The organism is Prevotella sp. TF12-30, from assembly GCF_003436715.1.
Lineage (GTDB): Bacteria > Bacteroidota > Bacteroidia > Bacteroidales > Bacteroidaceae > Prevotella > Prevotella copri_A.
This window is the reverse complement of record NZ_QSQJ01000004.1, coordinates 69,541-95,433: the sequence shown is the minus strand read 5'-3', so window position 1 is coordinate 95,433 and position 25,893 is coordinate 69,541. Positions and strand designations below refer to the sequence as shown.

The following is a 25,893-nucleotide window of genomic DNA, read 5'->3' as shown; positions in this document are numbered from 1 at the left end:
GTTATTTTACCATGATTTTTCTTTCACCGAAGATGTAGAGGCCAGGATGGAAACCACTGTAGGTGGCGGTGCCTGGCTGAACATCGAGGATGCGGTAGAGCTGACCGGTAGAGGCGAAGACCTTGAGCTGGAGACTGTAGGTACTTTCTACCTTGACACGTCTGCTGCCGATGGAACGGATGATGAGGTGATCGCCCGATTCGCTGTCCTCCTCGTTGCCGTTTACCTCCGGTTCTATCCGGTCGATGCCCGTTGTCTCTGCAATATGAATCACGGATGGATTGGCAGAACGGGTCTGGGCTGCGGTCTGTGCGGCGGTCTGTGCCTTTGCCATGTAGGTGCGGAAAGGCATTACGGTAGCCAGGGTTGAGGCATCATCGAATGCGGTTCCCTGGGCGTTCATACCATAGACAGCACCTTCTGCTACCTTTTGGGCTGCGAAGGTTCCCATGTGGACATAACCGCTGGTTGCGGTCTTCATCTCTACCGGGAGGGTCTTCATCTCTGCCGTTATCGGAATCACGATGGCACCCTTTTTCTTGGCGTCTTCGCCCGCATAGCTTTCTCCGAAAGCATGGAAGGTGATGGCCTGTGCCGGTTCCTTCGCATTCTTCAGATTGTTGTAGAATGCCGAGGAGAGGTCGAACTCATAGAATCTTTCACCCGGGAAGCGGACTACGTATGGCGTGCCTGCCTTGAGAGGTTGATAGCCTGTGTAGGTATGCTGCTGGGTGTAGTATGGATTCTCCACCTTATTATATAGCAGTTCTCCGTAAGTATATTCGAAGAAATGATTCTCGAAAATATAATCCCAAGAAGCTGCACTACCTGTATTTTCAGCCTTTCCTATCTGGAAGAGACCGGAAGCGGTACCCGGGCGCTGGAAAGTGGCTAAGATTTTGCCGTCTTTCTGATCTACTGATGTGAAACCGCGCAGCCAGTATTCGTGGTGCTGGGTACCATACTTGGTATCTTCGCCATAGAAATGGGTAATCTCACCATTGAGAGAAGCCTCCGCCTTGTTGACGGTGAATGGCAGACAGATGCCTTCCCAGGATCCGGTAGCCTCGTTGGCATAGAGCGATGGCATGCGTATATACCAGGCATGACTGGTTACTGAGAATGGAATCGGTACGCAGAAGTCGTTGTTGTCGCAGGTAATGCCCTCGCTGTTTTCTCCTGCCGGTGTGCGTTCTACCAGGTGGAGAAGTGGGGTAGCATAGGAAACCTTTCCTGCTGCATCACTAGCCTTGATGATATGATGGCCCAGGATTCGCTCTTCGGAAGTCTGCTCGTCGTAGTTCAGCGTACTGTGCACTACATCGTAGGCATCCTTACTGCTTGTCTCATTGCTTTCTGCATCGGTATAAACCAGGAGGTTCTGGGTAACGCCCTTCTTGATGATGAAATCATAGAAGCTGGTGGCATTGTCATCCTCAGCCGTGAAGTCGATGGCTGTAGTGGATGGGATGTGCACGTAGGTTCCCATATTCTTGGTTCCCTGGTTGTAGGCATTGTAGTGATACTTACCTGGATTGGTGCTGCCGTAGTAACCAGTCGTACGATATACACGATTGCTCATGTATCGGTTTTCCTGGGAGGTGATGCGGGCAGGATAGAGGGCTGGAGAAGACTGGAGGTCCTGTCCCCAGAAGAGGAAGTCGTTCATCAGCTCTCCGCCTTCCTTTGCGTTCTCGTTGAACTGTGGGAGATAGTTGTCTGTTCTCGACTCCTTGGCATTCTCTGTTGCAGGCACGTAGTTCTGTGCGCGCGCCTGGTCGATGGTATGCGTCTTGTCGTGACGGGTAGCCGCCTTGCCATAGTTTGGTAGATCACTGTCCTGACCGGTACGGAGATAGGTGATACCTGTATTCTTGCCTGTGATGGCATCGGTACGGTGGGCATACTGATAGTCGCCGTTGGCATAATAATCATATACATACTTCAGTGCTGCCTTGTCATCATCCGAACTATTGCCTTTTCGCGCACGCAGATAGTAGCCGTTCAGATCGTAGGCCACCTTACCATACTTGAAGTCATCCTTGGTATAGGTATTGTTAGCCTTTCCATCCATATCATATACGATAGGCGTATCAGGAGATGCTGACGGAGCATATTCGAAACAGCAGTGGTAGCCCGAAGCATTGCTGCTGCTATTCGGCTGGGCGATGCTTCCGCTTAACAATCCGAGGTTATAGATGTTACCCTGGTTTGCTGCGAAAAGCGTCTTATTAGCCTCCAATCCGCGCAGGATATGTCCGTTGCCATGGAAGGTTCCCTGGAAGATGGCATTGCTGCCAGTATAATCGGCAGGAATCTCCAGGTCGTTCTGCAGGATGAACTGGGCGTTCTTTCCTCCGTTATTTTCTGCTGCGGAGATGAAGGCTCCGAATGCCTTCAGGTCGTCTTGGTCGCTGATATAGATGCGAGGTTCTGCCAAGTTCTTTTCAGTAGAAACTCTTTTTATGGCTTCGGAAAGACGGAGATCGATGCCGGTCTTATGCGGATCCATTTCGTGGTAGTTGTGAACCGTGAGGGTATCGCCAGCCGCCATGGTAACCGGGAAGACCACATCATTGAAACCGTTCATGGTAACACCCAGCTGTACGCCGTAGCCATTCATGAAGTAGTAGGCTGGGATATCCAGATAATCGAGGGTCTTGTCATAGACGCTACCGGCAAAGAGGTCCGTGCGGGTTTCGTCAATCTTGTCGCCCTGCTTGTAGGTATTCTCGGAATCCTTGGTCTTCGACAGCCATGATTCTGCTTCATCAAACTGTAAATCGCCATTATTATCTTTCTGTAAGTTACCCTTGTCATCCCTTTTCAACTTGCCGATGTGCCAGAAGTAGCCGTTGGCAGCGAAAGCCTGGTCGGCAGCAATCTTCACCTTGTCCTTTTTCAGTCGGATCATTTCGCCAGGCAGGGCACAGTTGTCGATGGTGATATGGCCGGTGAAGTTAGGTCCCTGCACGTATTCGATGGTGAGGAAGATGGTATAGGTATATTCTATCTCCTTACCGTTTTCATCCTTTTTAGGAGTAATCCCGTCTTCTTCGAGCTGCTTGGATCCCAATACCAGCGTAGCCTGACATTTCTTTTCAAGATGCTGGTGGTAATATTCAGGAGAAGCATCGGTATTGTTATCCACCAGGCGGAACGAAATCTTGGCATCGCCATTCAGGTCAGACGGAAGTTGCTTGTTGATATAATTGTTTTCATCATACGTACCTTCATCCGTTGTACCGGTCATTGGCAGTTTAGCTGCAAATCCCTTTGTGTTGTAGTCTTTGTCTGCCGAAGCACCTACATAGAGTGTGTATTTACCGGCTGTATCTGCAGTTTCCAAATCACACTTATAATTTTCATCATGTCCACTTCTCATCTTCCAGCTCTTGATGTATATCTCCTGACCCTTCTTGAGTCCGGCAAGGGCGGTAAGACCATCTGAGTTGTCGTTGTCGAAGTGGATGTTTTCCTTATAGGTATAGCCCGTGATGTGGGCATTATAATAATAGTTTAAACCAGTGACATACCAGTAGTGGATTTCTGTAGAATCAGGATCCGCTCCATTCTTCATGGCGTAGAATCCGGTAGGCGAACAGTCATCGATGATGTATCGGTTGTTTCCGGTGTTGCGCGGATTCAATGGGAAGACGAAGTTACCTGTGGTTTGCAGGAAGCCTTTGGTGGTTTCTCCTGATACTTCATGGATGTTGTCTGCATAGACATATCCACCACCTTCACCCGTACGGGCATTCATCAGGTTCATCTCTACGACACCATAGATAGGACCATAGTAGATGGTTTCCGTCATCTTCTGGGTTGCCTTATCGATAATCTCCTGCACGTTCTGAATCTTCAGGGCATAACCCGAAGCAATACCAATCATATTCTTGGCTGTACCGTTGTTGCGGCTCTTGAATCCTGTTTCATCTTGCTTATTACCCTCTTCATACGTCTTGATGCAATCCTGCTTGAAAGCCTGATATGTTTTAGACTCGGCAGATGCCACACCATACTGATTGTGCCAGGTATCCTCAGAGAAACTGACATTGGATTTCACCGCACCTACATAATGGATGTTGTTGGCAAGACCCATATAGTTGCGTGCCTTTACTCCATATTTAAATGTGTCTGTAGTCTTGGCTGTTTCAAGCTCAGCCTGCAGCTTACCGTCTGTCAACTGGATATTATCGCTAGCCACCATCTTGATTTCTCCCACACGTGCGATAGAGTAAGGAGTCTTGTTGATTTCGTTGACGGTATAGTCGCGTGCACCGAGCAGCGAGAAGCAGTTGTCCTCCAGTCGGAGGAGGTCCATACGCTGGAAGGTATTGATGATCTTCGGATTGTTGATGGTATGCTCGGCAAAACCGTAACCCGTGATGTCGCCACTGCGGAAGCCCTGGGCGTAGGAGAGGTGACCATCGCCGAAGATGCCACCCTCGCTGTCGTATTCATAGAATTTATTCTCACGACAACCCGTCAAGCCTTCAGGAACTTGATCCCCCTTGATGTACTTGACCTGTTCATAGATGAAGCGATAGGTATATTGCTTACTGTTCGCATCATCGTAGTATTTATAATAATAGCCATAGAGGTCGGTACCATTCGGAAGACTGATTTCCTTCATATCCTGCTGTGAGATGGTGATATGTTCACTGCTCTTGTTATCTCCTACCAGAATCAGGGTATTGCCTCCGAAGCCGGCATTGATTCCTTCCGTCAGCTTGAGCACCGTGGTATTGTTTGCCAGAACGGATGTACCCTGGGCGAGGGAATATCCTCCGCCATAGATGGCTTCATCGATATGGATATGTACGTTTTCCCAACCCATAGATGGGGTTGCGGCATCTATCTTGGTGAAATAGTCAGACTTCTTGTCAGCTTGTATCTCAGTTCGGGTGCCGTTATCTATCGCCACGATGTCAGCATATACACCCTGCGAAATCAGCTCGCCGGCAAGGAGATGAATCTCCTGCTTGATGGTTGGTGATTCCGTGGGGCCATCGTTGTTTTTCAGCTCTCTGTTCTTCTGGTCGGTACGGTTGAGGATATATTTTCCATTCTTCAGTGCGTTGACCTGATAGTAAGTAGGATAACCCACCTTTACCTGGGTAGAGCCATAGACATAACCGGAATAGGAACCGCCGGTAACCGAACGGAAGACGTGACCATTGAGGATATCCACATCGGTAAGACCGATGACATTACCCTGCTGACCGCCACCATAGACGAAGTTGGCAGAAACGCCCAAGCCTTCCGTATTCACATTGTCCGTTACACCGCAAGCCTTGAACTTTCCGTTCTCTTCTGTCGGTTCTATGCAACTGATGTTCTCACCCATGATGATACGGGTGTCGCCATATACATAACTCTCCATACCATAGCCGGCGCCATAGACATTGAGGCTGGAGAATTTCGGATTGGTGGCAAGCGAATCGTTGGCTGCTTCCAGTTTCTGCTTGTCCTTGCCAGCCAGGAGGTCGCTCTGCAGATGGATGGTGATGTCGCCTCTTACCGTTCCGGAACTGAAGCAACCTCCATAGACACATCCGCCCTGGTAGGCACCATTTACTTCCTTCGGCGTAAACTTGTTCTGGATGGTGAGGTTGATGAATGGTTTTGTGGAATGAGCCAGACCGAGCAGATAACCACCCTCGTGGGTAACCAGTCCGTTGTAGTCGTAGTTGGCATTGTTGCATCCTCCCACTATCTTTTCGGTGATGGTAAGTCCCTTAGGGAAGGTATAATTCACTACCTTACCCTCTGCATCCGGATAGATGTTCATATTGCCTCGGTTACCGCCACAGAAGAAGGAACCGATGGTACAGTTCTGTAAATCCTGATCCCAGTCCAAAGATCCCTGGATGTTCATCTCTACCGGCTGGAAATAGAGGTCGATGAGGTGAGGATAGACCAGTGGGCGCTCCTCGCTCTTGGTTGGAAGATAGAGGGCGCTGATACCTCGGTTGGATGGATCGTTCACCCAGTCGATGCTATCGGCAAAGTTCAATTCCTTGCTGGTATCATAGTAATCGCCATTCAACTTCTGGAACTTGTTCATGAAGTTGTTGTCCTCGGATGCGGTAAAGAGGGCATCGCCGTTGCAACCCATGAAGAGTCCGTGGATGTTGACATAGCTGCCAATCTTGATGTTCACGCTACCGCAGGTAGCATCAGAAGACTTGGTCTTTGCCTCCTTCACCTTCAGTACGGTGGCAGAGTTACCGCCTCCATAGACATCACCCTTGATGAGAACGGTATCGTTGGCATTCTTGCCCGCGATGTAGATATTCACCTTGTTGGTCAATGGTCGCCAGGAGTTGATGTTCACCATCTTTGCCGCATCGCTAGCCGCCTTGTGAGAAGGCATGCTGGCACGCATCGGAACGGTATATACCAATGGTGTCTTTTCCGAACTTGGGTCGTTCGGATTGAGCGGATAGTTCTCGTTGACGGTTACCTGGGTGTTGCCCTTTCTGTCGAGGGCATAGAGGTAATCGCCATTGCCGGCACCATAGACATTGCCGTCGATATGACCGCCATAGATATTGATATGGGTACCTTCGCCGCCATTGTCTGCGAAATAGCCGTCGGTATCGTTTATGTTGACATAACCGGAAACATCATTGCCTCCGAATACGTTGCCGTGGATGAAGATATCCTTGTGGGTATAGGTGCTTCCTGCAGATTCGCTCTCAGAAGAGGTTGCAGCATCGTCGTCCTTTCCGATATTCACCTCGGTACTCTCGATGACATCACCCATCATACCGCCTCCAAAGATGTCGCGGCAGTCCATCGCCTGGATATTCACATGGGTTTTCTTGACGGAATTGTAGAATCCGCCACCAAAGAGTCGGCGACAGAAGGTACCGCCCTTACCGGTAACGAAGGTTTCTCCTTCTACCTTACCGGAATAGCCACCACCCACGAAGTCCATCACGGAATATCCGCTCCAGAAGTGCTTGTGCACCAGACCCGGAACCAGGTCGATGGATGGATCAATCAAGCTGCCACGTCCCTCCATGGCGATATTCACGTGGGTGTCGCCCTTGATGACGGTATGTTCGCCATAGCCGCCACCGAATACGCAGAAGTGTGGGGATCCCACCTTATTATATATCTCCTTCCATTCATTGGTATCGAAGAAGTTGTATTTATCGTCGATATCCTGACTGGAAACTACTTTCGTATTCTTGTGCAGCAGACCCTTTGCCATGGTGAGGTAGGTGTTCTTTCCTACCTCGCAGGCGATATTACCACCAGCATAGATGTTGTGGTTGATCTTGAACTTCAAGGCTTCATGGTCGTACTGTGGAGAATAGGTGATACCATCGAAGGTGCTTGTCTTTTCCCATGAACGGGTCTCCGGTTTCCAGTAAGAGGTAAGCAGCGCCCTTCCTCCATAGATGAGAACATTGGTGTTGCCACTGACGTCTGCCGATGTGACAGCCAGAGAATCCTGGCCATTGACGATGATGCTGTCGCAGCTGCCCAAACCTCCACCATAGATACCATGACCTATGTAGCCGTCATAGATTCTTACGGTGGTGTTGCCCTCTATGATACCGTTCTGACCGCCTCCGTATATGCGTTCCAGAAGATTTGGGATAATGTCTGTGTTGGTTGTTTCATTCGGATGCTCCATGTTTTCAGGGTCAGAAGGGTTTTTATATGCCTTCTTGTCGTCGTCCCAATAAGGGTAGGTCATACATGCTCTGTCAATAAGCAGATAGGTGTTTCCCTTAACGCTGCCCAGTTTCTTATAATCTTTGCATTGGGTTAGGAGGCGTCCCTTGCCACCTGCAAAGGCAGCAGAGTAGATAGAGCCTCCTCGGATATTGACCAAGGTAGTGCTGTCTGCTTCTGTGGAGCCAACATTGGCAACATCTCCACCACCATATACGCTTCCCATCACGATGGTACGGTCTATCATTCCTCCTGTTGCCTGGAAATGGACATCTCGTCCATACAGATGTACTTCAGTTTTGTTGACGTGAGCCATGTTTGGGAAGTCGATAAACTCGCCGTCAGGTGTCTTTACTGATTCGATACCGGCACCGCCACCATAGAGATTTCTGGCGATAAAGCCCGACTTGACAAATACCTTGGAATTGCCAGTTACAGAACCGAAATCATAATTATCGCTATTGGTATAGTCTCCATAAGGTATGGCACCGAGACCTGCACCATAGATATTTTCGCAGAAAAGCTGGCAGTCGGTTTCCACATAGGTGCTATCCGTAACATATCCAGCAAAGCCACCTCCATGTATGGTCTGGAACGAGAAGCCCGGCAAACCGAGCGTCCAAGCCAGACAGCTGGCACGGTATCGCTGGTATGTGTTAGGATCTTTGTCGTTACCATCACTACCATATAATTCCTTTTTAACAACCGGGTCAAGTTTTTTGAAATCATTATAGAGGTTGATTTCGAAATTCTTGTAGGTTTCAAAGTCTTTTGACTGGTTGAGATAACGATATTTTACTCCATTTACTTCCAACAGACCATTATCGTTAATCTTGCTTCCCGGCTGGGCATAGACCTGGGTCTTAGCCACCTTGGTATTGGCACCATATCCGGCTCCGAAGACAGAGAACTGAGGGTTGGAAGGGTTCTTGGCACTGAGATACCAGCAGAGACCCGGCAGGGTGGTCTCATCGAACATGCTGAGGGGATGACCGTTCTTATCAACGATGTTGTCGAGCGGAGAGTGGTTGATTTCCACGATAGCCTCACCGGTCTCACCGTTATCAGTTCCCATAGAGTTTCCATCTTTATCGAAACCAACATAGCAGGCACGGTTACCGCCGCCATAGATGTTGTTGTTCTTCTTGAAGCATCCTGAGAGAATCTTCTCATTTGTGAAGCTGAAGAACTCCTGTGTATCCTTGTCGTTCTGGATTTTCTGGATGGCTGTCTTCAGCTTTCCCTCCGGGAGTTCTGCAATGGTCTCCACCTTCTGTAGGGTCAGTACCATCTCCGAGAATTCTTTCTTGCTGCTGAAAATCTTCTCTGCATTTCCCTGAGCTGCCAGCCAGGTAGTGATGTTGCCGTCGGTATCTGCATTCCGGTTCCAGATCCAGGTACCGCCATCCATCTGTACCTTGGTGTTACCCAGGATGTTGGCATAGGTAGCTGTCTTTTCTGTATCCAGACTGCCGAGTACCTTCTGGTTTTCATCCTCGTCCTTGTTGATGACGATATCTCCGAAGCCGCCACCGAAGACGCTTTTACCCAGCATACCGCCTTCGATATGTACCAGGGTATTGCCATCTACGGTACCGTAGGCACAGCCGCCATAGATGTTGCCCCAGACGTAAGGTACGGTGTTGCCGTAATAATCGAGGGCGATGGAATTGGTGGAAGTAGCCGAAGTATTGGCAACGTGAACGATGGTATTGCCATTGATTCTACCCACCTTCTCATAGGATGTAGCCTGCGCCTTAGGCAGACCCTTACCGCCACCATATACAGAACCGTAGATGTCGCCGCCGATGATGTTCACCAGGGTGCGATACTGCTTTGCCTCATATCTTGTTTCTCTATCGATATCACCGGTATTAGGATCAATCTTGGTTTCGCTGTTTGGCTTGATGATATAATCAGGGTTGTAGTTTTGCGGACCCACGGTAGCCATATCTCCACCGCCAAAGACCTTGCCATAGATCTTAGCCTGATCCGATACCTGTACCAGGGTGGTTCCGTTGACTCGGGCTACATTCTCGAAGTGGATGCCATTAGCAGTTTTAGGTGCAACACCGGCACCACCGCCGAATACATCGCCATAGATATTGCCACCACTGATTTGAACTACCGTATATGCACCTGTTGTGTTGTCGCCAATCTGTCCGGTAGTATTGTCTTCGGTCTTGTTTGGATCACCGAATCCGCCACCATATACACGGTGAAGGAAGGTATTACCTGCTACGGTAACCTTGGTATTTTTGGTTACGATGCCGGCATATCCGCCACCCAGGACACCGAGGATGGTGAAGTTTGGAATACCCTTGGAGTTGTCGAAGACTGGAAGGGTTTTGGTTTCGGTATTGGTATCGCTGTTTACACGGGTGCTTTTGCGTGAACCTTTACGGGAAACCGAATGAGGGCGAGCCAACTGCTCTGTACTGTTATCAACTTCTGCATCATAGATACCATAATCACCTTCTACGTTCACGATGACTTCGGTACTGTTTACCTGGGTGTATTCACCATATCCACCACCGAATACCGAGAAGTGAGGGTAGTTGTTGTCATTGTAGGACTCCTTCCATTCGGCAGTATTCAGCAGGTCGAATGGAGTCATACCCTTCAGTACCTCTATAAAGGCGGAACCTGTGACGTTGCAGGCAAGGTTTCCACCGCCATAGATGTTGTGAGGGTTGAGGAAATGAGACTTGCTGCTGGTGGCATCGGTACCATAGAAAAAGGCTTGATTGGTATTATCCTTTGGATTCCAGATGATGAAATCTCCATCATTTCCATTTGTTGGGTCCCAAATCTTATCCCAGATGACATTGATGGAGAAGTTGTCCTTCTTCTTTCCGTCATCGCCTTCTACTTGTCCACCCATATCCTGTGCCAGGGTTACGTAGGTGTCGCCCTTAATATCGGCAGAAGTGAACTGGTCTTGATTGGTGAGCGCATTTCCATTAGGATCAGTGATATTACCCTTTCCGCCACCGAAAACCTGTCCGGCAAAGTGAGCGGCATAGATATTGACATTGGTGCCGCCCTCAACCTGTGCCAGGTTGCCGCCGCCATAGATATCGCCATAGATATAAGGAGCCTGCTGGGTGCTTCCGGTGAAGGTGACGTTGGTGTTGCCGATTACCTTTCCTACCAATTCCGGTGACTGGGTGTTTTCTACTTTTGCATCAAAGATCTGATTGGATAAGCGTCTTGTTCGTCCGTTGCCACCTGCAAAGACCGAACCACGGATGTCAGCATCTCCACCGATTGTGATGTTGGTGGCATCATTTCCTTCGTTTTCTACTACCGCCATATCACCACCGCCATAGATGTTCTGATAGAAGATACCGCCATTGATGGTGACGTTGGACTGACCCTTGATGAGCGCCATCTTTGAGAGGGTAGTGATGGTACTTGTATTATTCAATTTTGCATCCGCTACACCATAACCACCACCGAAGATAGGACAGAAGAAGTTTCCGCCATTGATATTGAGCGCTACATTGCCGTAGGTCTGACCGAGGGCAGTATAGTCGCTGGCTTGTCCCTTTTCGCCCTTGGCTCCGTATGGATCTTTGGAATAATACTGGTTGGTGCCTCGTCCACCGGCGAAGATACCTTTCTCGCAATGGAATTCTCCGCCATTGATGGTAAGGGAAACGGCGGTTTTATCCTTGCTTCCATATACGTTACCGCCTGTCTTGCTTGGGATGGCACCGGAAGATGTCCACAATCCCGGACTCATATATCCGCTACCTCCGGCATAGATACCGTCAATCTTCTCTGTCTTAGAACCGAAGATACCACCATTGATGATGATCTGGGTGTTGGTAAGGAGAGGATCTACATCGGTATGATTATAATCCTTTGCATTATAGCAATGAAACTTAATCAATTTGCCTTTGGCATCTGCGTAAGGACCATAAAGCATCACGTCTTTGGTATCACTCCAGTAAGCGATGCTTTGATCGGGTGTATGGGTATAGGCTGTGTCATCACCATAACCGATACCATTCATACCACCTGCTCCTGCACCAAAGATACCGCATAGGATATTGTTCTTCTTGGTGTTGTTATCTGGCAGAACCTTGAAGGTTCCGCCATTGATGGTGATGGTGCTGTAGCCATAGAATGGGTTATTGATATATACTCTGCCCGTATGTCCACGTCCCATACTACCGCCATAAAGTTCGGTAACAACAACGCGGGCATTATCCACCTCCTTCGAATCATCGCTTTTCTTATATACTGAACTGGCTGGGTCTAGCAGAATATTGGCTCTACCCATATAGGTATTGCAAGGCACCTTGTATGTTCGGTTATTGTAGGTGAGTTCAAACTCTGTCTGGGCACCCAAAGTTCCGTTGACAATACGAGCCACCTTGCCACTTCTGATGATGATATCCACATCGGCATACATCGCACCCTCGTGGTTTCCAGCAAGGATAATACCGGCATCGTAGTCATTGGATCTTTTTGTATTATCAATGGTTTTCTCCTGATTGTTGTCATCGTTCCATTTTCTGTCGATATCCATCGTAATGGTACATTTGATAGGCAGATTTGGCGTTCCCATCACACCATTGAGGTTAGACTTTGCCGTCTGACGACCACCAGCACAGATAGCTGAATAGAAGCCCGACTTGATGGTGATGCTGAATCCCTCCTTGCCGTGCGGCATGGATGCTTCGAAGTCTTTAATGTTATTCTTGTTATTCAGCGGATAGAAACGGCCATCGTTGTTGAAGCCACCGAATATCTGCATAGGGGTGGTTACGGCACCATCGATGGTACCGTAATTGGTAGCATTATCATTGAATCCCTCCATTTTGATGCCTTCACCCATCTCCAGGTTGTTGTATTGGCAGAAGATGTTCTTATAGGAAGCACCGCCAGAACCGGTATTTTTGAAGGTGATATACTCAAATCGGGTATCTCCCCAAAGTGGCAAACCCGTGTCGAGGTCAGTGATTTCGATGGAGCCACTATAGTCTATATTGTTATATTTACCTGTAATGGTTGCGTTACGGAAAAGTGGAGAATTCTTAGCTCCTTCCCACATCTTGTTTGTCAGGACAGAGCTTCCGTTATTATCTGTAATATTGAAACCATTTGTCTTGTTGTTGGTAAGAGTGGCATTACTTTCTCCCATTAATACGATGATGTTCTCATCCCAAGATCCCTTTTCTGAGAGCTTGCTGTAAGCTCCCTTCCAGGTAAGCATAGGCTTTTCTGCCGAATAACCATATTCTGCATCCTTGATATATGTTTCTTCTTTCTTTTTGACATCGTCTGTTATTGATGGGGCAGGTTTCAGATAAACCACGGTTGTGGCACTTACCCAGGTATCGAGAAGAGTCTTATCTCCCGAAATAACGGTAACATGACAGCTGTATTTATCGTTGTAAGTAGCGCCGGAAGGACGGGTAAAGCTGGAGGATGTTTCAGACAGCTCGGTATCGCCATTATGCCACTTGTAAGTGATAACTAATCCTAACTTGTCATTGGTGAATTGCTCTTCAGTATCGTTGGTAACATTGACGGTATAGGTGTTACCGCTGGTTGTAAGAGAGGCATTTACATGAATCGCCTTGACCAATATGGTATTGGTGCGTGAACTGCCATCTGTGGCATAAACATACTGGTCGTATAGCTGGCGTGGTAAGGTGAATGGATTGCAGGCGTCAGAATTCGCCTGAGTCCAGGTTTTGTTATCGTCAGAAACATACCAGTTGTATGTTCCGGCTGCAGTATTACCATCGGCTGATACTACATTCAGTACATCGCTCGTTCCACGATCCATTTTGATTTTGATGGAATTGAAGGCGAAGTTTGTACTCGCTGAATATGCCCAAGTCTTCTTGTCCAGTTGCTGGTTACTGATGAAATCGTTATTGATCTTGATGAATTCATTTCCGAAATCAGCGATTTCTTTCACTATACCCATATTATAGTCTGATGCACCTGTTCCCTTGCTAGCTGTTGTGTAATACAAGGTTTGAATATTGGCATCCGGCAGGTTCTTGACGTAATTCGCTGCATAAAAAGCGATGACACTACCTCTTGTACATTTTATGCTGCTGCTGGTAACCATTTGTGGACCATGGATATAGATGTTGGTAGGAAGAATGGCATTGATTTTAGTGAATGTACTGGCACAACCTATACCTCCTGCAACTGTTACAAACTTGTTGTTGGAAAGAGATGCTTTCTTATGTATATTGATCTTAGTATCAGATGAGAGGTTGAAGATTCGGTAATTCTTTCCATCCAGATATCCAATGATACCACCGATTCGGCAGGTGTTTTTAGTGGAATATTTCTCCTCCCGGTCGGTAATGGTTGAGTTCTTGATGATGATGTTGCTCACTTCGGCATAGTCTATCAAATCGCTCACCACGACTCCCATCTTGATGGTACCATCTTCCGTAGGCAGTTTTTCCGTTGAAACTTCCAGGCGGGCATTGTCGATCATCAGGTTGGTGACGGTGGCAAATTTGTCCTTGGTACCATTCAATCTTGAGAAAAGACCCCAGGATGCTTCCTCACCACCATTGGTGGTCCAATAGATCTTCATGTTGCGGATGGTCTTTCCATCACCGTCAAATGTTCCTCCAAAGTAACCGGCTGTGGATTTTTTCAAGGTTCCGATAGGCATCCAGATTCCTTTGCCCAGATCGATATCTGAGGATAAAAGGAAGTATTGACCGTTATACATCGTGTTAGATGTTCCGTTGGTTACTTCACGTGCCAGTTTAGCCAATTGCAGGTCGGTATTGATTTTAAAAGGGTTAGCTTTTGATCCATCTCCGCCAGCATAGGCATCGGCATAGAATTTCACTCCGTTATATTCCTTGCCATAGACCTTAGGCTCAATATTGAAGCTGAAGGTCTGGGTTGCCTGGTTGGCATCGGTATAGGATACTTCTACCGAGCGGGTTTCCTGACTCAACGGCAGGGTAAGGGTTCGGGTATCGTCTGATAGCGTCTTGCCATCAGTAATTTCCTGATCAGCCACCTTTACCTTCCATTCACAGGTACTGTTCTCCAGAAGTTTTTCTCCAGGAAGGGTATAGGAGATGGTTCCATTTTGGAAATCACAAGTCTCTTTCAGATCCTGAAAGCTGAGACTCTGTGCCCATACGGTCTGTATGCTCATCAGCCAGATGGTGAGGAGCATCATCATGTTTCTGCATATTTTCTGATTCGGATGAATTCTCATTGTCTTTTACTTCTTTTTGTTATTAATCAATCAGCAGGTGTCCTGTATAAGCATCCTGGTCGGTCAGTACGTAGAGATAGCGTGGTTGGATGAGGATGCGGATAGGATATATGGTTGCAGTAGCACTCGAATTGAAGCTACCGAAGTTGCTTTTGTTCAGAACGATAGAGGATGTTACATCTTTTCTTGTAACGATGGTGGTTCCATCCTGCGCTTTCATTTCTACATCGTAGGTAACCTGAATGGTTGGCTCGAAGGCTGCATAGGGAATGGTATAGAAGGTTCCGCCCCATTGTGCATAATCTGTGGGTGTTACCACGGTTTCCTTGAATGGGATGATGACAGGATTGTCGTTCGTGAAGGTTTGAAGCGTGATGCCTGTCCATTGTATTCCTCCGGCAGTCCATTCTTGCTTGGTCTTATCATAGGTGAAATTTCGGGTGATGGTGCAGGAGGTAGGGATTTCACCTGTTATCTGGACTTTTTTGATATTGAACTGTCGGATGGCTCCCATCTGTGGATCGAGCTTAAAGAGGAGCTTGTATCCGATGAGGGTCTGGTCGAACTTGAATCGGATGGTATGGTCGAAGCTCTTCTTGTTGCCTTTCTCATCCTTCACCTCTCTATGCTCCGGCAAGGCGCAGATGATTGGGGCGCTCTTGGAATCGAAGACGAAGGGTGAAGCGGAGGTGGTGGTTGAAGTGGATGCGTATGTGGTAGGGGTGTAGGGTATGGAGAGGGTATAGGTCTCCCTTTGCTTGGCTGCATCGCTTTGAGTCGTGATGCTTGCCTGTTTTTCCGAATTGGCAGAATTGTCACGGTAAGGCATATAGGCAAGGAAATCGAAGAAGCGTGCCTCCTGGTAGTCTTCCCATTTCTTCGGGGTGCCATATCCCCAGGTACCTTGAGACTTATCGTAAGTTACCTGTTGGTTGTTGAAGTCATTGAGTAAAGTATGATCCGAAGTCTGGGAATTTGCCTGATATCCGAATACTCCCATCTGCTGCGGATGCAGGTCGGGGTCGTATGTCTCGTACTCATTGGCTCGGGTAGCGACTTTCTGGGTCTCTACCGTGAACGTGATGTTATCGTATTGATCGGAATGCTGAACGGGCATATCGTTACTGCTGCAAGCCGAGAGACCTGCAAGGAGTGCGATGCTGCTAATTATAGAATTCGATTTCTTCATTGCTGAATGATATTGTTTTTATGGAAGTTAAGGGAAGTTAGAAAAGTTAGAGGGACAAATGTCTTGCGCTTTACGACAAAGACATTACCAATCTTTCGTGCCGTTTCCGTTGTTATCCAAAACGCCATTTTCTTTCCATTGCTCTACCTGTACTTCTGCGAAAGATATACTGGTATTGGTTTCAGATATCTTGAAGGTATATGTATATTGGCAGCCTGCCTTCCACTGGGTATATTCGCTGCCAACGGTGGCAGATACCGGGTTGCCATTCACTTTCGCCGTAATGGTATAGGAGCCTTGTTTATAGTCTGCGATATCCATCGGAGGCATATAATACCATTTCTGGTATGTGGAAGTTTGATGGATGGGATCGGTTTCTTCCTCGTAGGGAATGGTGAGTTCGAGGGGTCCCACTTTAGTATTTTCCCATGATTTTAAAACTTGTGTATTGTTTTCGGAAAGGGGATAGGATATAACGATGGTTCCCCCGATTGGGGTTTTTGCTTCATTGGCAGCTGTCCATTGCCAGTTTTTTCCTGTTGCATCTTTCTGCCATCGTGAATCCTTGAAGGAGATATCCGTGATTTGGGGTACCTGACCTTCCGCATATTTGAACTTGAATCGTACCTTTGCGATGAGAGGGGCAAAGGTAAGTTTCACCTGATCGCCATACTTGTTTTGACCTGTAGATTGGTTATTGGATTCCCAAAGTTCAGAAATATAAGGGGTAGTGGTACTGGTGGCATCATTACTGAAAGCATAAGGAATGCGGAATGTGGTATTGTTGAAATTGGCATCTGTAGAAGCGTCTACTTCTTTAGTCTCTTTATTATAGGCATAAGCCATAAAACGATAACTGCTAGCGGAGTAATCCCAGTATTTGATGGTTTGGGTGAGATTGAGGAATGAATTTTGTTTCCCGATATACTCCCAGGCTTTATCAGTTGCATTCCAATCAACCAGATATCCCTCCATCACCTTTTGGATGGCAGCAGTTCCGTTTCCATCCTCTTGATGTCCATCAGTTCCATTTCCACCCTCTCGAAGTGCATCAGTTTTCGTTTTATATCCCCAGACTCTAAAAGAAGAAAACAATGTTTCCAGTCCCGTTTCTCCATCGCCAGCCCGAGACCCAGTCTGAGCGCAAGCCCGGGATCCAGCCTCCTGCCATTTTCCGCTATTTCCACCAAAGGCAATACCAGATTCAGAAGAACCTGGTATAAACGGGTCGTCCTGCCCCGAATGGGAGCAGGACAACAGGCATAAAGCCATAAAAATAATTAGTATTTTATGATTATGCATTCACTGAATAAAATTCTTATTATATTAAAATTGGCGTTCCGCCGGATTTGCAATCCTAACCCCCGCTAGGCGTCCCGCTGGATTTGCAATCCGGCGTTAAAAAATGTCCTAACCTATTTCGGCTCTGCGGATTTGCAATCCGCAGCAAAGGAGTATGCTTTCCTTTTTATTGGGGGATTACAAATCCCCCGTTGTTTATAGGTCGAACCTTATTTTACGGCGGATTTCAAATCCGCCGGGACGCCTGGCGGGGCATTGTCAGAACTTATGGCACAGCATCTAACTTCTTTAACTCCTTAAACTTCCTGATATGCGAAAGTTCTGTCGTTTATTTTCTGATGACAGTTGTCTCACTTGTTCCGTCATCTTTGAAGGTGGTTTCTGTTATCTGGGAGCCATCTTCATTCTCTGTTACGATAGCATCAAAGACGATAGGCTTCAGACCTGCTATACCACCTGTACCACCTGTTGAACCATTTGTTTTCTCTGTAATCTTGAAAATATAGTTATAGATGAAGTTTGGCTTCCAATCCGTATAAACTTCTGGTACATTTACGCTTGCGCCTGTTACGGTAATTGTTTCACCTGAACCATCTGTAGCAATCAGGGTATAGTCTGCCTTCATTGAAAGTCCGCCGATAACTTTACATGTTGTAACAGCAATCTCATTTGTTGATGTAGCATCATTTGAAGTTCTACCGATATATTTATCTTCAGTATTTGTGGTTTCCTTATCTTCTGCAGGCATATTTAATGCAAATTGGTCAAATGTGATGGAAGAAATTTTGCTAGTTGTTTCAGTACTTTCATCGTGAGTTAAAGTTGTTACTGCACCTCCAACTTTATTAAATTCAACTTTTAAAGTTCCGGTCGCATCATTGACCGGAATGCATTCTGTTGAAGCATAAAGGATAGGGGTATTGCTAGTGGCTGTAGAACCATCCTTTGTATAGAACTTTATCTCCTTGATTGAATAACCTGGTATGGTTTCATATATGCTTACACCTACTTTGGTTCCAGTTGAACGGAATGTTAAATTGTACTGCTTTTCCGTAATCTTTACTTGTAACAGACATTTTGTCTGCGATAAAGCAACCTTGAAGGTCTGATATTTTACCAGAAAGAGTATAAGTTGGATTATCATTATCTGTAATTCGCTCAACTTTAATCTTCCCGGATTCTTTACCAATCTCCTTGCCTCCCAAAGAGAATGCTACAAAATCGTACTGAGTAGCTGAATAATCCCAAAATTTCAAAGCTTGATTACCTTTCGTATTATTCAAGCTATTTGATGTTACGCCTGCATATACCCAGTTGTTATCTTTGTAATTAACATTATAGTGGTCATAAACAATGGTATTTGCACCATTAACTTTCTTAGTGCCAAATACGATAAAATTGTTGCTGAGAGCAGTTGCTGCATCATCTTTAGTTTTATCTTCTCCTGCACGAGTTCCGCGGCTAGTCTTTCCCGCTTCCCCGCTGAAGCTAATCTCTTTTGCCGTTACGGCACTAGGGTTGTTTCCTGGAACATCGCCGAGGAAATCATCACTTGAACAGCTGGTAAGAGCTACGGCTGCAATGGCTGTACAAAATAAAATTCTTTTCATACTCAATATCTTTCTTTAATTGTTTATCAAAAAATAAGTTCTTATTATTAATAATTTATCCGTTTCATTATTATCATCATCTAAAGACATCATCTTTTTCATCAATAAGACATCATCTCTATTGCTGAAACATCATCTTGATCTTCAAGACATTATCATCTTTATCTTTATCATTTTCCTTCTTTCTACATATCAAACTCCCATTGTTTCTCCTCGAAATCCTTGACCACGGCATCGAAACCGGAACCGCCATTTCGATTCGGAACGGGAATTGTATCCATATCCAGTTCTATGGTAATCACACCACCGCGATAGAGCTTCCTCACCTTGTCGGTGACATCGAAGACAAAGGTGGAATCCTTACCATTGTTGAACTGCATCGTGACATCAAAATAATGCCGGTTGTTCAGATCCGCCTTTCCCACTGCCTTCAGCGATTCAGCGTAGGAACGGGTGCTCAGACTGCTCGGGTTGATCTTAGGAATACCAAAGGTAACAACCTTGCCTCCTACGATATCACATTTCGTTCCATCCTGCATTGCCTGATCCTTCTTAAGACGCATATCAAAATTCACCGTGATGGCATCAGATCCCGTCACACCTGTATTTAATACTACCGAACGGGCCATTCCGCTGAGATTCGCATTGCCGTCGATGGCGGTGATGATACGACCGTTGCGATTGTTGTGGTGAAGGATTACCTGCATGAGATAGATATACGTCATCGGCTGCAGACTCATCGTGAGATTCCTCACCCAACAGTTGCGGTCGGCATCAAAGACGAAGCCGTCCAGATTCTTGTTGATATTGATTGCCCTTTCATATCCTGCGAAAAACTCTTCCGGCTGATAGAAGGCTCTGGTGAATCGGGTGCTGTAATGAGGTGCCGAAACCATCGTCTCATTGGTATAGGCAGTCACCTCATCGTTCGAACTCTCATCGATGGTTACGCTCTGGATGCCATCGGAGGTGTGAATATCCGTCCAAGCCAGAATGTCCCAGTAGCCATACTCGTAGCTGGCGGAGAGATAACGCTCTGAGATGGTATGCTTGTAGGGAGAACCGTGCGGACCCTTGGGCGTATCGCCTGTGAAATAGCGGCGGATATTGAAGACGGATGGTTCCGTATAGCCCAGTTTTCCGAAGAGCATTTCATCGGTGGCATCCCATTGGTATTTCCATTCCGCCTTCCAGTCGTATTCCACACCGTATTCCAGTTGGTAATCCCAGATAACGGGCAGGTCGAAGTTCACGATCGGAATCTCTATCGTCAGATCCTTGCCTTCTTCGTGGAGGTAGAGCATCGGATCGCGCTGGCAACTCATCATCGCTACGCAACCGAGAACCAGGCAAAGGGGTACATATCTTATTTTATTGATCTCTTTCATTTGCGTCGATAAATTATATCGTAACTCAATGTAACTTCTACGCGGGTAGGACCTATCCAGGTGTAGGAATGCTGTCGCTTCCTGAAATCCTTGGCATCACCATACCATTTATAATAATAGCGGTCGATGTCGGTACCGGGATCCACCGGGCAGCGCCACTGGTAAGGATCGTATCGGGTATTGAGATAACCAGCCTGAAGTCCGAACTCCATTCGCCAGTGCTCCTTCCGGTCGAGCGGCAGCACATATCCGAATCCCAATCCGGCTCCCCATCCTTCGCCTTCCCAGCCCCTGTTCTCGTCGAAGCATATATTATATAGGTACGCGTGCGCGTAAGAACTGAGGTAAAAGCCCTTGAAGGCGGCTCCTTTGCCCGGTTGGCGCAGAGCTACGTCGCCGCTTTGCAGATAATAGCGGGCGTGCAACTGGTAGTTGCGCAACTGGAAATACTTGTGGGCATCGTAGTTCTTCCACCAGGGACCGTCGAAACTGGCGCCATAGGTGAAATGTCCGTGAATCGGATAATATTCTATAGCCACATTCGGGATGGGACAAAAGCGGTTGTAGCCCGGCATATAAGCTAGATCGAAGAGCAGATTGGTCTTGATGCTGAGCAATTCCCTGCGGTATGTTCTTGCGATAGAAGAGAGAGGACTGATTTCCTGCTTCGGCATCATCGAATCGAGGGATAGGATAGGGCTCTGGATGGAGGATATCAGCATATCCATCTGCGGTTTCTCTGTGCGGGCAAGCGACTTGTTGATTGCCATGATTCTCACGGAGCGCAATCTCGGGAAATAGTTGTGATAGAGATGCAGCCAGAACTTGCCTTGATCCTGGCGGATGGCAGCCTCCTTGAGTTGCAGAACTTTGTTGCCATACCTGTTGAACAAGGAATCCAGGGTAGGATAGTAGGCATCGTGTTCCAGTCTCAGCAGGGTGCGCAAAAGGGCAAAATCCATCGGGGCCACATCATATCGGATGCGGTCTGCCTGGATGCCGTAGCTTCTGAGCAGGGCATTCATCGAATTCTTTCGGGCTTGGGCGAGTCGGGTATTGATATACAATGACCCTTCAGGTGATGAAGAAGCACGTCCGAGGATGATGCCGCTATCGCCTAATGCCTGCAGTTTCGGAATGAGTGTCTGGAGAATCCATTTCCTATCCTGTGCCTCGATGTCTTTCTTTCCGACAACAAAGGGGATGATAGGGCGGGAATCGTGGATGAATGTGCTGTCGGTAGTCTTTACCTGGGCAGAAGCATTCAAGTTATATCCTAAAAACACGAAAAGTATCTGAATAATTGGTTTCAATTTTACTTAAATCGAGGTTTTCACCTATAATAATAGAGGTTGATAAATCATTTTATATTTCTTCGATATATTGAAGGAAGGCACTTGGCAGATAGGCTGTCGCAATGGTGAGTGAATCTTCGATGGCGACTGCTACACGCTGCTGACCCTGATAGCGTGCCACTCTTCCAATCACACCCTTGAATTTACCTTCTATGACACGGACCAGTTGTCCGGTCTTGAACTTTGTTACTTCTTCCGGAATCATCAGAATGTCATCTGCTTCTGATTCACAGATGATCTTCAGACTATCCATCTCTCTGTCGGGAACGATGAGTGGGACTTTCGTTATCCTGCTTCCTTCGTGATAATGGCGGTAATAGAAACGGAGATAGGGGAGGTTCACATTATCATATACATATCTCTGCATTTCTTCTTCTGTTGCCTGAGCGAAGAAGATGTTCGGTATGCGTGATTCTACAACCAGTTTTCGCTGTCCCCTTACTTCCTTGATTCTACGTACGGTAGGGTAAAAGGCTGTGATGCCTTTTGCCACCAGATAATCGTATGCTTTCTGCTCTCTTCCGTAGGTGGTTCGCAGTGCATACCAGTGAAGTCCTGGCGGACTTGCCGTCTGGATATAGTTGGTGGACACCCCTGTATCTGAGCTCTCTGCCGATTCTATGGCTTGAGCTTCGGGGAGGACGCTGGAGGCAAGTCCAACGCAAGCAGGAGAAATACCGTTTTCTGCGGTGCTTTCCTTGTCCGATATCTGTTCTGTAACCATTATATATCTGAATGTATTTACCTATTCTAGACAGAACCCGGGAAATACGGATGCAAATATACACTATTTTTTCTAAAATAGAACATATTTTTTGAAAAAAGTTCAAACTACATACTTGGTTTAATTATTTTTAAGAGTTGGAAAGCTTTCAGCGAATGAACTGGAAGCTTTTCAACTCTTGAATTTGTACTTTCTGATACTGTACCTTCTGCTTATTCACAGGATGTCTTTTTCCTCAAGCTATACTTGCCGTGCTTATCGAATACAATCCAATAGAGCACAGGAAGGATGGTGGCGATGAGCACCATCGAGATGAGGGTACCGAAGAAGATGACGGCTCCCATCGGAGACCACAATGTGTTGTTCTCTATCATCATCGGCAATACGCCTACCGAAGCTGCAGCCGAGGTGAGGAAGATAGGACGCATACGGCGCTCACCAGCCTGGAAGGCGGCATCTCTTACCGAAAGACCCTTGTCGCGGCGAAGTTCCTCGGCATAATCGAGCATGATGATACCGTTTCTTACCAGAATACCCATCAGACTCACGACACCCAGAATGCAGGTGATGCTGACATCGAAGCCGGTAATCAGAAGTCCTATCGCAGCACCGAAGATGCAGAGCGACATGGAGGAGAGATTCACCAGAGCCAGACTGATGCGCTTGAAATGGAAGAGCAGAATGAAGAAGATGATCAATACCGCTATCAGCACTCCCGATATCACCTGTGGCATGGTTTCACCATCCTTTTCTGCCATACCGCCAATCTCCCAATCCAGATCGGTACCGAGCGGGAGTTTCGATATTTCCTCTTTCAGCTTGTTGGACAACTGGTTGGCATTATAACCTCTCAACGGTTCACCGACGATGGAAATGGTGCGTATGCCATTGCGTCGGACGATGCAGCCATCGTGCCAGTCGGGAGAAATCTTAGCCAGCTGACGGAGCGGCACACTCGATGTTCCGCCCATCACAGGGATGTATTCGTTGGCAAGGTCGCTGTCGTTCTCCGACTTCAGTACCATCTTCACCGGATAATCGCCTTCCCAGAGGGTGGACATCGGAATGCCATCGCCAAAATGAATGGCAAGATCGGCAGAGAGCAGCGTCTTGTTCACACCCAGGCGGTTGGCCTCGGTAGCATCCGGCGTAACCCGGATGCCTGGCAACGGCTCCTCGAAATTGGTGCGGATCAGATTGATACCTTCTATCTGATGCATGCAGGCAGCTATCTTCCTGGCGGCAGCCTTCAGATCGCTGATGCTGTCGCCGCTCACTCTTACTTCGATAGGGTAGCTGGCATTGTTGTAATCCATCTGCTTGAAGCGGATGTAGCAATCCGGGAAGTAGTTGGAGTAGCGGTCGGCATATCGGTCGAGTACCTCTTCGGTGGCACCGTTATCTACTGTATTCACGATGAACTGGGCAAAGTTGGGACCTCCAATCTGCGGAGCGTAGGTGGTATGGAAACGGGGCGAACCCTGTCCGATAAACGTGGTTACCGCCGTTACCTGCGAGTCGCGCTGCAGGACGTGAGCCATCGAATCAGCTACCTGTGCAGTTCTATCGGCTGTGGTTCCGTTAGGAAGATAGAACTCCACGGCAAACTGGTTTCTCTCGGCAATAGGCATCATTCGCTGCGGAAGATTCACGAAGATGACGGCACCGATGCTTACCAGCACCACGCCCACGATGAGGGTGATGCGAGGACTGGCGAAACAGTGCTTCAACAGCCAGGTGTAACCCATCTGCAGATAATCGAGCGGTTTCTTCCGGGCGTTGGGAGTAGGCTGACTGCTGATGCCCTGATGAATCACCCTATATTGTAAATAAGGTGTAAGCAGCAGCGAAACCGTGAGCGAGATGCTCAGGATGATGAACATCGCCCAAGGGAACGACTTGACGAAATCGCCCATATCACCATGCATGGTGAAGAGGAACGGGAAGAAGGTGAGCGAGATACTGAGCGTGGCGGAGAGTACTGACATGAAAAACTCGCGTGGGGCAGCGATGGCTGCGTGCCAGCGCGACATGCCGTGCCCCAGCTTCTCCATATAGTTGTCGATAATGACAACGGAATCATCCACCACCATACCCAGGGTTACGATGAGGGCTGCCAGGGTGACGGTGTTCAGTTCCATACCGAAAAGATAGAAGATACCCACCGAAGAGAAGATGGTGATCGGGATGCTGAGGGCGGATACCTCTGCCACGCGGCGTGGCATAAGCAGGATGACCACGATGATGACGGAGATGACCGAGATGAGCAGTTCGCGAAGGAAGTTGAGCACTGATTCGCTCACTACCTTGCTCTGGTCGGTGATGGTATTGATATGCACATCATCGGGCAGGGTCTGCTCAAACTCATCCATCGCCTGGTGAACGTCTTTTCCCATCTTCACGATATCATTGCCCGGTCGCATCTCGATGGAGAGGAGCACGCATTTGTTGCCATTGCTCTTGATGTATTTGCTCAATTTGGGATATTCTCTCCTGATCTGGGCAATATCCTTCAGCCGCACAATGTTGCCCTTGGGGTCGGAATAGACAATCTGCTCTGCCACATCGCGCTCGTTGTTGTAGGAGTCGGTGATGTGGATGGGCAGGTTGAGGTTGCCCAGCTCCAGGTTTCCACTCATGGTGGTGAAGCCCTGTAGGGCGAGCTGGTTGAGTACCTTGTAGGAACCGATGCCGTATTTCGCCAACTTGTTCTGGTCCAGATAGATACTGATCTGTTCGTTCTCCAGTCCGTAGGTGCGGAGGTTGGAGATGGCATCGATGCGGCGCAGGCGGTCCTTCAACCGGTCGATGTAGGTGTTCAGTTCCCGATAGGTTTTCTGCTTGCTCTCCATCGTGATGAGCAGGGCAGAGGTATCGGCGATGTCGTCCACAGCTTGCAGGGCGAGAACGCCTGATGGGAGTGATGCCTTGAAGACCTGCAGTCCGTGCTTGAACTTGCTCCAGAAGGCATCCCTGTCTTCTACATCATCGTTGAGTTCCAGAAATACGATCAGCATGCCGTCCTTGCTCTGGGTGTAGGTCTTCTTCTTGTTTACTTCCTTGTATCCGAAGATGAAATTCTCCAGCGGTTTCGCTACCCGTTCTTCCACCTCATCGGATGTGGCACCGGGATATACGGCAACGCAGGCACCCTGGCGGATGGTGAATTGCGGCATTTCCTGCTTAGGCATGATGCAGATGCCCAGAATGCCCACGAAAACGAGCATACCCATGAGGAGCATCACGATATTATGGTTGCACATCGCCGATTCGATGAACGAACGCTTGATGATGCGGTTGGGTTTTCTCGTAATGCGAGCCTTGATATGGTCGTGAAGGGCGGTGTCCTTCTGCGGAATCCTCGGCTTGTTTGTATCTTGATTTTTGTCTTGATTCATATCTTTT

The 25,893-nt window shown here is 47.6% G+C and carries 9 protein-coding genes; all 9 read right to left on the bottom strand.

Features of this window, described 5'->3' with window-relative positions; all coding sequences use genetic code 11:
* Position 1: 1 nt before the first annotated feature.
* Positions 2–14,920, bottom strand: a complete 14,919-nt coding sequence (locus DXD25_RS02955) for a hypothetical protein (RefSeq protein ID WP_147327829.1) — start codon at positions 14,918–14,920, stop codon at positions 2–4.
* 22 nt (positions 14,921–14,942) lie between these two features.
* On the bottom strand, positions 14,943–16,109 hold the full coding sequence (locus DXD25_RS02950; RefSeq protein ID WP_117661726.1) for a fimbrillin family protein: 1,167 nt from the start codon (positions 16,107–16,109) through the stop codon (positions 14,943–14,945).
* Between the two features lie 84 nt (positions 16,110–16,193).
* The gene (locus tag DXD25_RS02945) at positions 16,194–17,381 is read right to left on the bottom strand and encodes a fimbrillin family protein (protein ID WP_147327828.1); all 1,188 of its coding nucleotides are present in this window, start codon (positions 17,379–17,381) and stop codon (positions 16,194–16,196) included.
* Positions 17,382–17,739: 358 nt separating this feature from the next.
* Complete coding sequence (locus DXD25_RS02935; protein ID WP_117661723.1) at positions 17,740–18,159, bottom strand: hypothetical protein; 420 nt, start codon at positions 18,157–18,159, stop codon at positions 17,740–17,742.
* Positions 18,160–18,400: 241 nt separating this feature from the next.
* Positions 18,401–19,021: a fimbrillin family protein gene (locus tag DXD25_RS02930; protein WP_117661722.1), complete on the bottom strand. Its 621-nt coding sequence runs from the start codon at positions 19,019–19,021 to the stop codon at positions 18,401–18,403.
* A 185-nt stretch (positions 19,022–19,206) separates the two neighbouring features.
* Positions 19,207–20,409 carry a hypothetical protein gene (locus tag DXD25_RS02925; RefSeq protein ID WP_117661721.1) on the bottom strand — a complete coding sequence of 401 codons (1,203 nt, stop codon included), beginning with the start codon at positions 20,407–20,409 and terminating at the stop codon, positions 19,207–19,209.
* Positions 20,406–21,722, bottom strand: coding sequence for a DUF3575 domain-containing protein (locus DXD25_RS02920; RefSeq protein ID WP_117661720.1), 1,317 nt, complete (start codon positions 21,720–21,722; stop codon positions 20,406–20,408). The genes DXD25_RS02925 and DXD25_RS02920 overlap by 4 nt, the downstream gene beginning before the upstream one ends.
* A gap of 52 nt (positions 21,723–21,774) precedes the next feature.
* Positions 21,775–22,488 carry a UpxY family transcription antiterminator gene (locus DXD25_RS02915; protein ID WP_117661719.1) on the bottom strand — a complete coding sequence of 238 codons (714 nt, stop codon included), beginning with the start codon at positions 22,486–22,488 and terminating at the stop codon, positions 21,775–21,777.
* Positions 22,489–22,700: 212 nt separating this feature from the next.
* Complete coding sequence (locus DXD25_RS02910; protein WP_117661718.1) at positions 22,701–25,886, bottom strand: efflux RND transporter permease subunit; 3,186 nt, start codon at positions 25,884–25,886, stop codon at positions 22,701–22,703.
* Positions 25,887–25,893: the final 7 nt, after the last annotated feature.

Coding starts and splice junctions, on each gene's coding strand:
- DXD25_RS02955 (WP_147327829.1), bottom strand. CDS start 14,920: ATGAGAATTCATCCGAATCAGAAAATATGCAGAAACATGATGATGCTC.
- DXD25_RS02950 (WP_117661726.1), bottom strand. CDS start 16,109: ATGAAGAAATCGAATTCTATAATTAGCAGCATCGCACTCCTTGCAGGT.
- DXD25_RS02945 (WP_147327828.1), bottom strand. CDS start 17,381: ATGGCTTTATGCCTGTTGTCCTGCTCCCATTCGGGGCAGGACGACCCG.
- DXD25_RS02935 (WP_117661723.1), bottom strand. CDS start 18,159: ATGCCTGCAGAAGATAAGGAAACCACAAATACTGAAGATAAATATATC.
- DXD25_RS02930 (WP_117661722.1), bottom strand. CDS start 19,021: ATGAAAAGAATTTTATTTTGTACAGCCATTGCAGCCGTAGCTCTTACC.
- DXD25_RS02925 (WP_117661721.1), bottom strand. CDS start 20,409: ATGAAAGAGATCAATAAAATAAGATATGTACCCCTTTGCCTGGTTCTC.
- DXD25_RS02915 (WP_117661719.1), bottom strand. CDS start 22,488: ATGGTTACAGAACAGATATCGGACAAGGAAAGCACCGCAGAAAACGGT.
- DXD25_RS02910 (WP_117661718.1), bottom strand. CDS start 25,886: ATGAATCAAGACAAAAATCAAGATACAAACAAGCCGAGGATTCCGCAG.